Origin of the sequence: Amycolatopsis samaneae (assembly GCF_039541975.1) — a bacterium.
GTDB classification, from domain to species: domain Bacteria; phylum Actinomycetota; class Actinomycetes; order Mycobacteriales; family Pseudonocardiaceae; genus Amycolatopsis; species Amycolatopsis samaneae.
Map to the genome: position 1 here is coordinate 160,127 of NZ_BAABHG010000015.1, position 14,351 is coordinate 174,477.

General features: G+C 69.2%; 12 protein-coding genes. 1 reads left to right on the forward strand and 11 read right to left on the reverse strand.

Annotated elements, in window-relative coordinates:
• Genes ABD987_RS34075 through ABD987_RS34105 form a run of 7 tightly spaced genes read right to left on the reverse strand, consistent with a single transcriptional unit; the run spans window position 1 to window position 7,014 of the window.
• Complete coding sequence (locus ABD987_RS34075) at window positions 1-609, reverse strand: EboA domain-containing protein (RefSeq protein WP_345403730.1); 609 nt, start codon at window positions 607-609, stop codon at window positions 1-3.
• Window positions 606-1,466 carry a sugar phosphate isomerase/epimerase family protein gene (locus tag ABD987_RS34080; RefSeq protein WP_345403733.1) on the reverse strand — a complete coding sequence of 287 codons (861 nt, stop codon included), beginning with the start codon at window positions 1,464-1,466 and terminating at the stop codon, window positions 606-608. The genes ABD987_RS34075 and ABD987_RS34080 overlap by 4 nt, the downstream gene beginning before the upstream one ends.
• A complete protein-coding gene (locus ABD987_RS34085) occupies window positions 1,463-2,290 on the reverse strand; it encodes an SCO3242 family prenyltransferase (protein WP_345403736.1) in 828 nt (275 codons plus the stop codon). Before ABD987_RS34085 ends, ABD987_RS34080 begins: the two co-directional genes overlap by 4 nt.
• Window positions 2,287-3,429 (reverse strand): inositol-3-phosphate synthase, encoded by a 1,143-nt coding sequence (locus tag ABD987_RS34090; RefSeq protein WP_345403739.1) that lies wholly within the window; start codon window positions 3,427-3,429, stop codon window positions 2,287-2,289. The genes ABD987_RS34085 and ABD987_RS34090 overlap by 4 nt, the downstream gene beginning before the upstream one ends.
• 37 nt (window positions 3,430-3,466) lie before the next feature.
• Window positions 3,467-5,065, reverse strand: coding sequence for a tryptophan halogenase family protein (locus ABD987_RS34095; RefSeq protein WP_345403742.1), 1,599 nt, complete (start codon window positions 5,063-5,065; stop codon window positions 3,467-3,469).
• A complete protein-coding gene (locus tag ABD987_RS34100) occupies window positions 5,062-6,390 on the reverse strand; it encodes a cation:proton antiporter (RefSeq protein ID WP_345403745.1) in 1,329 nt (442 codons plus the stop codon). The genes ABD987_RS34095 and ABD987_RS34100 overlap by 4 nt, the downstream gene beginning before the upstream one ends.
• Window positions 6,391-6,450: 60 nt before the next feature.
• Entirely contained in the window at window positions 6,451-7,014 is a 564-nt protein-coding gene (locus tag ABD987_RS34105; RefSeq protein ID WP_345403748.1) for a flavin reductase family protein, read from the reverse strand.
• Window positions 7,015-7,372: 358 nt separating this feature from the next.
• Between ABD987_RS34105 and ABD987_RS34110 the strand changes: the two genes are divergently transcribed.
• Window positions 7,373-9,478, forward strand: a complete 2,106-nt coding sequence (locus ABD987_RS34110; protein ID WP_345403752.1) for an AfsR/SARP family transcriptional regulator — start codon at window positions 7,373-7,375, stop codon at window positions 9,476-9,478.
• Window positions 9,479-9,542: 64 nt separating this feature from the next.
• Here the strand turns inward: ABD987_RS34110 and ABD987_RS34115 are convergent, their stop codons facing one another.
• The 4 genes from ABD987_RS34115 to ABD987_RS34130 form a co-directional block, all read right to left on the reverse strand.
• Window positions 9,543-10,481, reverse strand: a complete 939-nt coding sequence (locus ABD987_RS34115) for a TauD/TfdA family dioxygenase (RefSeq protein ID WP_345403755.1) — start codon at window positions 10,479-10,481, stop codon at window positions 9,543-9,545.
• Complete coding sequence (locus tag ABD987_RS34120) at window positions 10,436-11,416, reverse strand: TauD/TfdA family dioxygenase (RefSeq protein ID WP_345403758.1); 981 nt, start codon at window positions 11,414-11,416, stop codon at window positions 10,436-10,438. The genes ABD987_RS34115 and ABD987_RS34120 overlap by 46 nt, the downstream gene beginning before the upstream one ends.
• Window positions 11,417-11,542: 126 nt before the next feature.
• Complete coding sequence (locus ABD987_RS34125; RefSeq protein ID WP_345403761.1) at window positions 11,543-12,067, reverse strand: hypothetical protein; 525 nt, start codon at window positions 12,065-12,067, stop codon at window positions 11,543-11,545.
• Window positions 12,068-12,149: 82 nt separating this feature from the next.
• On the reverse strand, window positions 12,150-14,270 hold the full coding sequence (locus ABD987_RS34130) for an MMPL family transporter (protein ID WP_345403764.1): 2,121 nt from the start codon (window positions 14,268-14,270) through the stop codon (window positions 12,150-12,152).
• Window positions 14,271-14,351: the final 81 nt, after the last annotated feature.

The window sequence follows — 14,351 nt, forward strand, 5'->3', positions numbered from 1 at the left end:
TCAGTCCTGTCGGTGCGAGTCGGGGACGAAGGTGAGGAGATCCGCGGGAACAGGCCTTCCCGCGGCCGCGCGCTCGGCCGCGAAGGAACGCATCATGCGCATGAGTTCCTCGTCGGCACGGTGGGTGAGGCCGCTGACCTCCCGCAACGGAATTCCCATGAACACGCACTTGAGCACACCCTGCCGATAGGACAAGTCGTCCAGCCACGAGGCCCCGTACTCGCCGAGCGCGGCGACGACGAGCCGAGGATCGTTGCCGCGCAGCGCGTCCGTGATCAGGGGGAGGCCGGCGCCCCCGATTTTCAGGTAGGGCAGCCCGCGCAGTATCGCGCGCTTCTCGGCGACATCGCCATGCCGGTACAGCACCGACAGTTCTTCCGTGACCGCCGGCGACGCGGCGAGCAGCAGGACCCGCGCGCCGTCGTCGATCGTCCACTGAGGATCGTAGGCTCCCAGTGGGTCACGGCCGCACCGACGGCCGACACGGGGGAACACCGTGTGGATCGTGCGGGCGACCGTGGTCACCTCGGCGACCGCGGCCGCCAGCCATTCGGCGGCGGCCGGTGTCAACGCGTGCCGTATCGCTTCGCGGAGCCGGGGCAGGGTCACGGGGCATCAGCCGACCCGGCCGCCCGGCGCAGGAATCCGATCGAGTCTCGTGCGAGCGAGGGCGCGCGGTGGCTGTCCCTTGGCAACTCGACGGCGATCAGCCCGCCGTAGCCGGACTCCGCGAGCGCGGCCAGTACCGGTGGGAAGTCGATCTCACCGGCACCGAATTCGAGATGCTCGTGGACGTTCCGTCGCATGTCGTCGATCTGCACGTAGGTCAGCCGCGGAGCGGCCTTGCGGACGCAGTCGGCCACCGGCAGTGGTTCGGTGCACTGGCAGTGCCCGATGTCCAGCGTCAGACCGAGACGATCGGCAGAGTAGAGGCGGGTGCACAGCCGGTCGTAGCTGGCCAGATCGGACACGAACATACCGGGCTCGGGTTCGAAACCGAGCCGGACGTCGTGCCGCTCGGCGATGTCGAGGACGGCCGCGCAACCGGTGACGAGATGGTCCCATGCGAGCGAATCGGGCAGGTCCGGCGGTTTGTTCCCGCTCCAGAACGACATCGCCTCGGCGCCGAGGTCGGCCGTGACCCGTACCGCGCGGCTCAGAAAGTCGATCCGGTGCTCGCGATCAGGGTCCAGCAGCGTCGGTGCGTGTTTGCGCCAGGGGTCGAGCAGAAACCGGGCCCCGGTCTCGACCACGACGGCGAGGCCGAGACGGTCGAGGAGAGCGCCGATCTCGGCCACCCGCCGGGGGAGGTTCCCGGCGAACGGGTCGAGGTGGTGGTGGTCGAGGGTCAGTGCGACTCCCTCGTAGCCGAGATCGGCCAGCACACGTAACGCGTCGGAAAGCCGGTGGTTGGCGAATCCGTTGGTGCCGTAGCCGAAGCGTGGTAGCCGGTCATTGGTGGTCATGTCGGTGACACTCTCCTGCTCAGCCGCCGGGCCAACGGGAACGCCGAGGCCACGGCGAGTGCCACCCGCCACGCCCTGGTATGTGCGATCAGCCCCGCCTGCAGGGGGATCATGCCGTGGATCCCTGCGCCGACCGCTGCTCGGACATGGTTCGCGTCAGGATCGCGCAGTGCGGCGAGCTGAGCCCGTCCGGTCGTCATCGCGTACAGGCCGCGCAATGCCGTGGCCAGCAGGCCGCTCCGTCCCGGTGCGAGGAAGACGCCCGCGGTGGTGGCGGCCGCCGCTGCGGGGAGTACCGGGTGCGCACCGCTCACCTCGGCGCGGGAAAGCGCTGTCACCGCCAAGGTGTGCGCGCCAACGGTCAGCGCCGCGGGCAGCGCCCGCCGGGCGCCACCCGCGCCGAGCAGGACGTCGAGGGCACGGGCACCGGCCATGGCGGCCACACCGAGCGGGCGCTGCTTCAGCACGAAGTCGTAGGCCCAGATCGTCGCGGCGAGCGGTACCGCGACCTTCAGCGCCTGCCGTCCCCCTGCCGCCGCCGCGATGCCGAGCCCGCCCGCGGTCAGTCCGGCGGCCACGCCGAGCGCCGTACCGGCGCCGACCCGGCCGGACGGGATCGGGCGTTCCGGCCGCTCGATCGCGTCGAGATCCCGGTCGGCGTAGTCGTTCAGCGCCATTCCCGCCCAGTACAAGCACACGGATGCGGCGGCCAGCGCGAAGGTACGGCGGCCGAAGGGCCAGCCCGCGGTGGCGGCCCCGGCGAGGGTGTCTCCCGGAACCGTCAGCGCGGCGGGTGCGCGAACCAGCTCGGCGAGCGGGATCATCGCAGCGCCCAGGCGCGGAGCGCGGCGTACTGACCCACCAGATCGTGCGGGCCGTCCCCCGCCGGGTCCTTGAAGAAGAAGCCGAGTTCGGGAACCGGGCCCGCGACACCGTCCCGGCACGCCTTGGCAGTGAACCGGGCCAAGTCGAGCACGAGTGGCGCGGCGAGCGCGGAATCGCAACCCTGCCAGGTGAACTGCAATGTCATCCTGGCGCCGAGGAACCCCTCGAACAGCACGTGATCCCAGGCCGTCTTCCACTCGCCCAGCTGGGGGACGTAGTCGATGTGCACGTCGCCGTCGACGGGACGGCCCAGGTTCCGGCTCAGCACACGCTGTTTCGACGCGTTCTTGCTCGCCGCTGCGTCGGGGGCGGCGAGCGTCGCACCGTCTCCTCCGCCGAGCAGATTGGTCCCGGACCAGGCGAGCACGTCGAGCGCGCGCCGGGCGAACATCGGGGCGAGTGCCGATCTCAGCAGTGTTTCGCCGGTCTTCCCGTCGCGGCCGCCGACGGGTTGCCCCGTCCGCCGTGCGAGGGTTTCGAGGGCGGGCAGCCGGGCACCGGTCGACGGAGTGAAGTCGACAAATCCACATCCCGCCAGGAAGGCAGCGTAGGCGTAGAGAGAACTCGGTGGCAGGACGGGGGCAGGGCCGCGAAGCGCGTCGTCGAGTTCGGCCAGGCTCCGATGCGCGGAATGCGGCGTACCGGGCGGCTCCGTGGAGGCGACGTTGACGACGACCACGTGGTCGAGACCATTGCGGGTACGGAAGCCGGTGAGGTCGTCCACGATTCGCGCGATGGAGGCCGCCTGGTTGCCTGTCCGGCCGCTGTCGCGATCCGCGGGCCGCAGTTCGGACTCTGCCTCTTCGAGGTCGGCGGCCACCAGTCGCGGCATCGATCTCGGGAGTACTCCCGCGTGCACCAGCTGTTCGGCGCGCTTCGCCAGCGGTGTGTCCACGATGTCGTGGCCGCCGAAGACCAGTTCGGACAGGCCGGGTAGCTCCGCCGCGGCGAAATCGGGGAGTTCGGCCACACACCCGGTGGTCGGCGCGGCTCCCGCCCGGATCGCGGCGGCGCCGACGATGGTGGTGGTGGCCACCGAACCGCGGGCGCCGATCAGCCAGACGCCGGTGTTGCCCATGGAACCTCCAGGTCGATGCGGTTGGGTGCGCGGGGGGTCAGTGCCGGCCCGCGTGCAGCTTCTCGAGGAATTCGTGGTGGGACGGCAAGGTATCGAGGAGGTACCGCTGCCGCTGCTGGATCGCTTCGAACAGCGGACCCGCGCTCGACCGGGACGCGGTCATGTGCGAGAGCCGGGGCAGCGGTCTTTCCGGGAGCAGGCCGAGTCCGGCGAGGACGCAGTAGTAGTTGCTGTTGTTCCAGAAATTACGGAACTCCTCCTCGAAGGTGCCGTAATAGTGCGCCGCGTCGTCCGACGCCGGCATGCTCACCGGCAGCCCGGCCAGATAGTCCCGGACCTTCTCCTGGATGGCGGGCCCGAGTGTGAGTTCCTTGTTGGCCTTCCAGAACGGGGTGTCGGCGCGTGGTGCGAAGTGGAAGTGTGCCTGGATGAAATCGCGAGTGTCGTCGAACATCGTTTCGATCTCACGGTTGAACCGGTCCGTGAGCGCGGCGGGGAAGGTCTTGTCCGGGAAGTGTTTGACCAGCTGGAAGAGCGCGGCGTAGATGAAGTAGATGCCGGTGGATTCCAGCGGTTCGACGAAACAGGACGACGTGCCGATGCTGACGCAGTTGCCCGCCCAGGCCCGCCGGTTGCGCCCGACCCGGAACCGGATTCGATTCAGTGGGGTGCGATCCGGATCGAGTTGCCACAGCCCGCAGAATTCCTTGACGGCCTCGTCCTCGGCGGCGAACCGGCTGGAATAGACATAACCGGATCCGAACCGCCCCGGCATGGGGATCTTCCAGGTCCAACCGGATTTCATCGCGATGGCGGAGGTGTACGGTTCGACGCCGTTGCTCTCGTCGTCGTGCGGGATCGTGGTGGCGATCGCGCTGTCGTTGAGCAGGTGGTCCCGCATGTCGATGAACGGCTCGCCGAGGGCCTTGTTGATGAGCAGACCGCGGAAGCCGGAGCAGTCGATGAACAGGTCGCCCTCGACGGTCCGTCCGGCGGCGGTTCGCAGCCCGGTGATGTGCCCGCGTGAGTCGACCTCGACGTGGTTCACCCGGTCCTGGATGTGACGGACGCCGAAGCGCTGGACGGACACCCGTCGCAGGAAGGCGGCGACGAGCTTGGCGTCGAAGTGCCAGGCGTAGTTGGTGGCGCGGCTGCCGTCGAGGTGCAGGGGAGCGCGCTTCGCGTCCAGCGCCGCGGGTTCGGCGTAGCAGGCGTAGTCGAACGGCAGCTCGGTGTTGCCGTGGTGTTTGTCGTAGTGCCAGTACTGGGACAGTGGCAGGCGGTCGTGGTTCTTCAGCAGACCGAAAGAATGGTAGAAATGGTCCGGTCGCCCGTCGAGCCGGCGGGGCTCCGGTGTGCTGTCCCCTTCGGTGCGCCAGTTGATGAACCGCACGGCCATCTTGAAACTGGCGTTGCACTCCCGCATCCATTCGGTCTCATCGATTTCGAGAAAGTCGAAAAAGGCCGTTTGCAGATTGGGGATGGTGGCTTCGCCGACTCCGATCGTGGGAATATCCGGAGCTTCGAGCACGGTTACTCCGGCCGTGTCGGCCAGTGCCTTGCCGAGGTATGCTCCCGCCATCCAGCCGGCGGTACCGCCGCCGACGATCACGACGTGATCGATCTTGTCACTCATATCTTCCTCATGTCAGAAATCGGATCGGTCCGCAATGCGCGAATTCTCAGCAGCGGCCCGGCGAGCGCGGTGGTCATCAGTGCGACAAGGACGAGCAGTGTGTAACCGAATTCGTTCACCAGGTGCAGGCGCAGGCCGATGGAGGCCACGATCAGCTCGGTGACGCCGCGGCAGTTCATCAGGGTGCCGATCCGGAGCGCCTGCCGCCGCCCGAGCCCGCCGAGCATGGCGCCGCCCGCCGCGCCGAGCACCTTCGTGACCATGGCGGCCAGGAGGACCACGGCCAGCAGCAGCCAGGCATGCGGGTCGGTGCCGAACGACTCGAACGACGTCTTCAACCCGACCGTGGCGAAGAAGAGCGGTAGCAGGGCCACCGAGGTGAACCCACGGAGGTGTTCGTTCGCGGCGCCGACGGCCGGGCTGTGCCGGGGTAGCAGGAGCCCGAAGACGAAGGCGCCGATGATCGGGTGCAGGCCGAGTGCCTGTGTCGCCGCGGCGTAGGCGAGCGCGCCGAAGACGAGCACGGCGGGCAGGACTGTTCCGCGCCGGTTTCCCTGGCCGGCCGCACGCGCCGCCAGTGCGGCGAGCGCGGGACGTACACAGACGATACTGAGAACGGCCAGCGCGGCGGTGGCCGTGACCAGGATGAGCAGGTCGGCCGTCCGCCCGATCCCGGCGGACACCAGTATCGCGCCGAGCCCCAGCCAGGCCACGGCGTCGCCGACGGCGGCGCTGGTCAGCACGAGGGCTCCGGTGGGAGTCGACGCGAGATCGAGTTCGGTGAGGATCCTGGCCAGCACGGGCAGCGCCGTGATGGCCAGCGCCAGCCCGAAGAACAGCGCCGAAACGGGATGGCTCACCAGCATCGGGCCGGCCGGTACGGTGATCAGGACGCCTACGGCGAACGGCAGCAGCAGAGAACCGGTGGTCACCAGCCCCACCGCCTTGCGCTGGTTCCGGAGCCCCGCGCCGTCGAGGTCCGCGCCGAGCAGGTACACGAAGAACACGAGTCCCAGCTGGGCGATGGTGTCCAATGAGGAGACGACGTCGGGCGTCAGTACCGCGTGCCGCAGTTCCGGCCACCACTGGCCGAGCAGCGAGGGGCACAGCAGTAGTCCGGCGAGGATCTCCCCGACGACCTTGGGCTGGCCGACACGGGTGGCGAGGGCGCCGAGCAGATGGCTCAGCAACACGATCGCGCCCGCGGCGAGCAGGAACCGGGCGAGCGGGTCCCGGACGGCCTGCGTGAGCGCGCCGTGGTGAGCCGCCAGCAGCCCGATGACGCCCGCCGTGGTGAGCGCGGCCGTCAGAATGCTGAGCGTCAAGGGCAGGGATCTCGTCGACGAGGTATCGGCGGGTTCGTCGTTCGCGGGTGCGGCCACTCCTCACCGCCGGATGCCGGAGCGCTCGTCGAACGACCAGTCCGCGAATTGTCGGAAGCCGTACATCAGCGGCCGGTCCGGCTGGTGGTCGATGACGATGTCGACGTCGCCGAGGACGACCTGGTGGTCGCCCGCCGTGGTGGCGTTGCGCACGGTGCAGGACGCCACCGCGAAGGCGTGGTCGACGAGCCGCGGCGGCCTGCCCGCTCCGAGGGGCGCCCACTTCACCCGGTCGAACCGCGGCACACCCGGCGTCGAGAAGATCTCGGCCGCAGCCCGGCCGCGGGAATGCAGGAAGTTGACCGCGAACCGGCCGGTGGCGAGTGCCGCGGCGAGGGTCTGGCCGGGGGTGAGGCAAACCAGCAGCATCGGCGGAGTGAGACTGACGCTGGTAACGGACGTACAGGTCATCCCATGGGGACGGCCGTCCGTGTCTGTCGCGGTGACGACCGTGACGCCAGTGGGAAACGCGCTCATCAGGTCGCGGAAGTGAGCTTCGGCCAGCTGCGCGGCCAGCGTGGCGGTGCTGTGCGCGACCGAAGCGCGGCTTGGTGGCGGAGTGCCCATGGCCGTCTCCTGTTCGGTAGCGCCAGTCCGGATGGTCCACAGTCAATGAAGAGCCGCTATATTCCGGCTATACGCGTCTTTCTGTGCTTGCGTTCGCGGTGTCGCGGAGACACTGCTCCATTTGGTGGTCATGCCTGCTGATCATGTTTCGGTGTACACTCCGTATCGGTGTGGGCGCTTCGGGGAGGGGTGCTGTTGCGGTAGTCCGGGCGACTGCTGGAGTTCGTGGGACGGTAAATCGTTTCACGCTCACGACTCGGCGTTTTCCGCGGAACTCGACGCTTTCGCGGAAATAGCGGCATCGGGCTGGTTGTCACGCATTCTCCTCGGCAAATGTGATTTCGAGCTAGGGGGATGGATGGAGTTCCGCATTCTCGGGCCGATCGAAGTGTGCTCCGCAGACGGAGAGATAGACCTGGATGGCGCGAAGCAGCGGACAATGCTGGCAGCCCTGCTGCTCGCCGATGGAAGGGTGCTTTCCGATGCGCAGCTGAGCGAGTTGCTCTGGGGTGAGAATCCGCCCGCGACGGTGAACGCGCAGATCTACACTTATGTGTCCCGGCTGCGCAAACGGCTGGGCGATTCGGCTGAGTTCGTGCGGCGGGCACCCGGGTATCTGATGAAGTACGAACGTGGTGAATTCGATTACCACCGTTTCGAGGCCAAGGTGCGCGTCGGCCGTGAAGCGCTCGACGACCAGCGTTTCGCGGAGGCGAGCACGAATCTGCGGGCGGCGCTGGCCTGTTGGCGTGGACCGGCGCTGAGTGACGCCACGGAATTCCTCGTCGAGGCCCATCGCTACCGGCTCGAAGAGGCTCGCCTGGCCGCGCTGGACGCCCGGATCGAGGCCGATCTCCAGCTCGACAGGCAGGGCGAACTGGTGCCCGAGCTGACCGGGCTGGTCGCCGCGCACCCACTGCGAGAGCACTTTCGCGCGCAGTTGATGATCGCTCTGCACCGCACGGACCGGCAGGCCGACGCACTCGCGACCTTTCACGAGGGCAGGCGGATCCTTGCCGATCAGCTGGGCTGTGACCCGGGGCATGATCTCACCAGCGCATACCGGGACGTGCTGGCCGACTCGCCGGTACCGGCGCAGCGGTCACGCCCGGTGGTGGTCGCGCCGATGACTCCGTTCCGTCCAGGTCCGGCGATGCTGCCCGCCGAGGCGCCTGTGCTGTGCGGGCGGGAGGCGGAACTCGCGGCGATCGACAGGCTGCTGACCGCGGATCGGAGAGTGTCGCTGGACCACGGCCGGTTCCCGGTCCTGACCGGAATGGCCGGGGTGGGGAAGACCGCGCTGGCCGTGCACGCGGCGCGGGAGCTCGCACCGCAGTACCCGGACGGCCAGCTCTACGCTGACCTCGGCGGCGCACTGTCCGATCCGGTCGAACCCGCGATCGTCCTGCACGGCTTCCTGCGCGCGCTGGGGGTGGGCGAAGCGGCGATCCCGGAGTCACTGAGCGAGCGGATCCGGCTGTACTGGCGGGAACTCGCCGGACGCAGGCTGCTAGTGGTGCTCGACAACGCGGAGACCGAGGAGCAGGTCCACGTGCTGCTGCCGCGGGGCACTCAGTGCCGCGCGATCGTCACGGCCCGGCCTCGGATGGCCGCGCTGGACGGTGGTGTGCTGATCGAGGTGCCGTTGCTGCCCGAGGACCGGTGCCTCGAGATGCTAGGTGCGATCATCGGTGCCGACCGGGTGACCGAGGAGCCCGACGCCGCGACGCGGATAGTGCGGTTGTGCGGTGGGCTCCCGCTCGCCGTGTCCATCATGGGGGCCAGGCTGGCGCGCCGGTGGCACTGGTCGCTCGGCCGGATGGCGGCACGGCTGTCCTACCGGCACCGGCTCGACGAATTGCAGACCGGCATTCTGGACGTGCGCGGTGGCGTGCGCAAGGGATACGCCAGGCTGGACACTCGGGAGCAGCTCGCTTTCCGCCGGCTGGCGCTGCTCAACGTACCCGACTTCCCATGCTGGGCGGTCGCCGTGGTGCTCGGCGTTCCCTACGCCGCGGGTGAGGAAGTCGCGGAGCGGCTCGTCGACGAGCGCCTGATCGAGGTGTCGGGCGACAGCTCATGGCCACCGAGGTTCCGGTTCCACGAACTGGTCAAACTGGCCGGGAGGGAGCTGGCGTCCGAAATGGACATCGCGGAGGAGCGCCGGGCCGCGTTCGGCAGAGCACTCGACGCGTGGATGTTGCTGGCCGACGCGGCGCGGGACAACACCGGGTACGGTGAGTGGGGACCGAAGGTGGTCGGCCTTCCGTCCTGCGAGGTGGCGGCCAGCCCGGCCAGCTGGTTCGAGGCCGAGCGCGGTGCGCTGCGCGCGCTGGCCAGACAGGCGGCGACACTGGGGCTGGGGACCGTCGCGGGGAAGTTGTCCCGGGCGATCTCCGAACTCGAGGTGGCCGTCGGCCTGCCGCCCGGCTCCGGCCTGTGTCTGCGGCCGGTGGACGCCTAGGCGGCTTGTCGCTTTCACCTGATCCTCGCCCGATCCCCGCGTGGATCCTCGGCTGCCCGGCGACTCAGTCGCCCGACGGATCGGCCGTCGATGGTTCAGCCATGGCGACGGCGACCCGTCGCGGCCCGGTGAACGGCTCCCGCCCGTGCGCGGCGCGCATGTTGTCGACCACCAGTACGTCACCGCGGTGGTAGTCGAAGCGCACCCGCGCCGCGCGGTAGCACGAACGCAGATGCTCCACGACCTCGTCGGGGATCCGGCCGCCGTCGCCGAAGTAGGTGTTCGTCGGCAGGTTCGCCTCGTCGAACAGTTCGAGCAGCCCGTCGCGCACGTCCTCGGGCTGCGTGGTGTTGTGGAAGAACGCCACGTGGTTGAACCACACGGGCGCACCGGTGACCGGATGCCGGTGGATCGCGTCCCGCACCGCGCGGGTCCGCAGGCCGCCGCCGTCCAGCCATTCGGTCGTCAGCCCGTTCCGTTCGCAGTACTCGTCGACGGCGTCACGGTCGGCCGTGCCGAAGGCGGTGTCCCATCGCGTGCCGAAGCCGGGATGGAAGTTCCGGACCACCATCCAGCGTCGCCGGGCGAATTCGGCACGGACCCGCGAGTCGATCGCGTCGTGTACCCGCCTGATGTCGGCGAGCGGGGTCGCCCCGCCGGTCTCCGGCGGCTCGGCGCAGTGGAAGTAGAGCGTCCGCGGCCAGCGAGCCTGGTAGGAGTTCTCGTTGTGCAGGAAGATCTCCTCGGCCGGTGGATAGTCGGTCGAGGTGTAGACGTTGCCGCTCAGCCTGGTCCGCGGTGAGGACCGTTCCGTGTAGTCGAGTGGCGCGCCGGACAGCGCTCGTACCACGCGCTCGAATTCCCCGGTCCCCTCGACGTCGAAGGAACGCAGCAGCACCGCGCCGTGGTGGGTCAGCACTTCGCGGACCGCGGCGCGCCTGGTGGTCAGGAATTCGGTCAGCGCCGGGTCGGCGGTGGCGCGTTCGATGACGAACGGAAGCATGCTCGGGCCTTTCGGAAGAGATGCCGGGGAAGGGAGACCCGACCTCGGCGAGTCAATGCGAGCACGATCCGGCGGTCGCCGAGGAACGGGCGACGGCCGTGTGCGAGAAGGATGTTGTCCACCAGCAGGAGATCGCCGGGCCGCAGTGCCAGGTCGGTGGTGGCAAGGGCCCCCTGATCGGCGATGTGGGCCAGTACCTCGGCGGGGATGAGGGATCCGTCGGAGTGGCTCGCCGACAACGGGAGCTCGTCCTCCGCCACCAGTCCGGCGGGCAGCCCGGCCGGTTCGCCGGTGGCGGGCAGGCGGCACGGCGACGGTACTTGCCAGACCTCGTCGCCGGTCAGCGGATGGCGCATGCTCGCGGGATGGAGATAGCTGATCCGCAGGCCGTCCGAGGTCCAGCACCAGCTGACCTCGTCCTCGTCCAGCCAGGACTCCACGTGCGCACGGTCGGTGGTGCCGAATCGCTCCTGCCAGGTTTCGCCGGCGCCGAGTCCGTCATGCAGGTTCTCGGTGTAACAGATGCCGTTCGCGAAGGTCCTGCGCACGACGGGGTCGAGCGAACGGAACCACTCCGCGCAGTCGGTGAGCATGATCGCGCCACCGTGGGTGGCCGCTTGTTCGGCGGCCAGCAGGAGCCGTGGTGCCGGCTGTCTGAGCGGATCACCCTCGTTGACCGGCAGGAGCGTGCACCGGGGGTGGTGCTCGGTCGACCGGAGCCGCAGCGGCCCTTCGGGCAGCAGCGCCGCGGCGACCGGGCCGAGCGCGGAGCGGGTCATCGCGAATCCGCGGAAGATGATCGCCTTCTCCTTGGCGAGACGCGCCGGCAGGTCGGGGGCGGTGGTGAGCCTGCGGAGCAGACCACCCGGTGCCGGTTCGACGTCGAGTCCTGCTGCCGTGATCTCCAGAGGTCGCCAGGTGCGGCTGTACGCCATGGGGCGACCGTCGCCGTAATGTCTATAATTTTCCGATAGTTCGGGTGGCACGAAAGGGGTGGCCTTGCCCCGCGGGTGTGGGCGGGGCAAGGCCGATGGGGCGGACCTTTGGGGGGAGGCGGCCCGCTAGACGTTCACGGTGCCGTTGGTGAGATCGAACGAGGCACGGCTGAGTGGCGCGGTCGTGCAGTTGCCGGTGATCGGGCGCAGTCCGCCCGACGCCGCCAGCTGGCCGGTGAGCGTGATCGCCCCCTGGTTACCGGCCTTCCAGCTGAACGAGCCTGCGATCGAGTGGTGCGTCCCGGCCTTGTCGGTGACGTCGAGGCCGAACTTGCCGGTGCCGCCGCCGACGTCCGCACAGCTGGACGAGGGGCTGGACGCGGTGAGGTTGAACACCGCGGGCACCGAGGAGTCGATGGCCGCGCCGTCCACCGTGCCGGAACAGGCGGCCGTGCCGCCCGTGCCCGTCGCGGTGATCGGGCTGGCGGTCGGGCCGAGCGCCGGCGTGATGTCCGCCGGCACGCTGAGGGTGGCACAACTCGCCGAAGTGGCCAGTTGCTGGGCTGTCGCCGGCATCGTCGCCAGCGCCAGGCCTGCGGCCGTGAGCGCCGGGAGCACGAGGAGCGCGCGCCGGACAGTCCTGTGGTTCACGTTACCTCCAGTTGTTGTGTTTCATCCGTGGTGACGGACGACTCGAAACCCTGGAAAGAGAAACCCTGGAAAGATCCGTAGTTCAGCCGACGTCGGCCGTGGGCCGGGTGTCGTGCTCGGTCAGGTGGAAGCGCCGGTGCAGCGCGCGGAGCGGGGCCGGTGCCCACCAGTTCCAGCGGCCGAACAGCGTCATGGTCGCCGGGACCAGCAGGCACCGCACCACCGTCGCGTCGACCAGCACCGCGACGAACAGGCCGATACCGAGCTGCTCGAGGTCGCCGACCTTCGCCGAGCCGAAGGCGCCGAAGATGACCAGCATGAGCAGCGCCGCCGAGCTGATCACCCGGCCGCTGCGTTGCAGACCGTGCCGGACGGCGGTGTTGGTGTCCTCTCCGGCGTCGACGTATTCCTTGATCCGGCAGATCAGGAAGACCTCGTAATCCATCGAGACCGCGAAGGCGAAGGCGAACGTGACCACCATGGCGATGGGACTCAGCCCGCCGATGGTGAGTGTGTCCAACGGGCCGGACAGCCAGCCGTGCTGGAACACCGCGATCAGCACCCCGAAGGTCGCGCCGAGCGAGAGGATGTTCATCACGATCGCCTTGATCGGCACCACGATCGACCCGCTCATCAGGAACAACAGGATCAGGGTCGCCAGTATCAGCGCTGTGATCGCTCCGGGCAGGCCGCTGGTGATGCCGTTGAACGTGTCCACGAGGTTCGCCGCGTCCCCGGAGACCCACGATTCGGCACCGGGGGGCCGGTCGGCGCGGACCTTGGTCACCAGGTCGCGTGCGGTGCTGCCCTGGGAATCGCCGTGGACCGCGAGGTTGACCGAGGACACGCCATGGCCGATCGCCTGTGCGGGCTCGACCCTCGCGACGTCGGGGTCGGTACGCCAGCGCGCCGCCCAGGTGTCGAGTGCCGACGGGGCGGTCCGCGCGATCACCGTCAGCGCCGGGTGGGAGCTCTCCCCGAACCGGTTCGCCAGCTCGTCGGCGGCCTGGACCGCTTCGATGGTGCGCGGGAAGCCCGCCAGCTGCGGCATCTTGAGGTTCGCGCCGAGCAGGGGCAACGCGGCGGCCAGCAGACCGGCGGTGATGACGCCTGCCACGAGGACCGGCACCCGCTGGATGGCTCGCGCGAGCCCGGCGAAGAACCCCCGGTCGGTGCTGGGTGCGGTGCCCGCCGCGCGCCGGGCGAGTGCGCGTTTGCTCGCCTTGACCCGGAACAGGCGCAGGAACGCCGCCGTCGTGGTCAGCGCGGCCACCATCGCCACCACCGCCACGGAGACGCCGGCGGCACCGACGGCCTGCAGCCGTGGCATGTCGAAGAACAGGAGCCCGGACAGCGCTGCGGCGACCGTCAGCGCGCTGAACAGGATCGTCCGGCCCGCGGAGTCCCAGGTCCGCGAGATCGCTTCGGTTCGTTCGTGCTCCTCCGCGAGCTCCTCGCGGTAGCGCGTCACCAGCAACAGCCCGTAGTCGATGGACAGACCGATGCCGAGCACGGTGATCACGCTGACGATGTTCGAGTCGATGTCGAGGAAAAGGCTGAAGCCGAGCAGCATGACGAAGGAGCCGGTGATCGACATGACGCCGGCGAACACGGGGAGGAACGCCGAGAGGACACCACCCAGCAGCAGCATCAGCAGCAGGAGGCTGCTGGGCAGGGCGATCAGTTCGAACCGGGTCAGGTCGTCCTGCGTCGCGTCGTCGATGGCGTCGCGCAGCACGTCCGGCCCGCCGATGCGCACGGTCGTGCCGGGCAGCGCGGTGCTCAGCTCGCGCATCCGGTTCGCGGCCTGCGTCGTGACGGCCTGCATGGTCTTGCGGTCGAGCTTGGCAACGGTGACCGTGACGGCGAGCGCCCGCGAGTCCGTCGCCGGGGCGGGCTTGCCCACGGTGCCGACGCCGGTGATCTTTTGCACGTCGGAACTCGCTCGCGCGACCGCGGTCCGGACCTGCTCGGCCGAGGGGTCGACATGGTCGACGATCGCGACGAGGACGGTGCCGTGATCGGCGCTGTTCTTGGCCACGGTCTGGCCTGCCGCCGACTCGGGGCCCGCCACGTCGGTGGTGCTGGTGGACGGGCGGAACAACGGTCCGGCGCTCAGCGCGCCGGCCGTGACCACGATCGCGAGGAGCAGCAGTACCCGCCAGGGCCGCTGGAAGCAGAAGCGTCCGATCCGGGAGATCATGGTGACCACTCTGCCGCCGGGGCGCCGTCCGGTCAGTAGTGCTCGTTTCCGTTTCGGTGGTGGTGCCAGGTACAGCTACGA

Bases quoted from the DNA above. Each gene is read 5' to 3' on its own strand.
- ABD987_RS34080 (WP_345403733.1), bottom strand. From the start codon at position 1,466: ATGACCACCAATGACCGGCTACCACGCTTCGGCTACGGCACCAACGGA.
- ABD987_RS34085 (WP_345403736.1), bottom strand. From the start codon at position 2,290: ATGATCCCGCTCGCCGAGCTGGTTCGCGCACCCGCCGCGCTGACGGTT.
- ABD987_RS34090 (WP_345403739.1), bottom strand. From the start codon at position 3,429: ATGGGCAACACCGGCGTCTGGCTGATCGGCGCCCGCGGTTCGGTGGCC.
- ABD987_RS34095 (WP_345403742.1), bottom strand. From the start codon at position 5,065: ATGAGTGACAAGATCGATCACGTCGTGATCGTCGGCGGCGGTACCGCC.
- ABD987_RS34105 (WP_345403748.1), bottom strand. From the start codon at position 7,014: ATGGGCACTCCGCCACCAAGCCGCGCTTCGGTCGCGCACAGCACCGCC.
- ABD987_RS34110 (WP_345403752.1), top strand. From the start codon at position 7,373: ATGGAGTTCCGCATTCTCGGGCCGATCGAAGTGTGCTCCGCAGACGGA.
- ABD987_RS34115 (WP_345403755.1), bottom strand. From the start codon at position 10,481: ATGCTTCCGTTCGTCATCGAACGCGCCACCGCCGACCCGGCGCTGACC.
- ABD987_RS34120 (WP_345403758.1), bottom strand. From the start codon at position 11,416: ATGGCGTACAGCCGCACCTGGCGACCTCTGGAGATCACGGCAGCAGGA.
- ABD987_RS34130 (WP_345403764.1), bottom strand. From the start codon at position 14,270: ATGATCTCCCGGATCGGACGCTTCTGCTTCCAGCGGCCCTGGCGGGTA.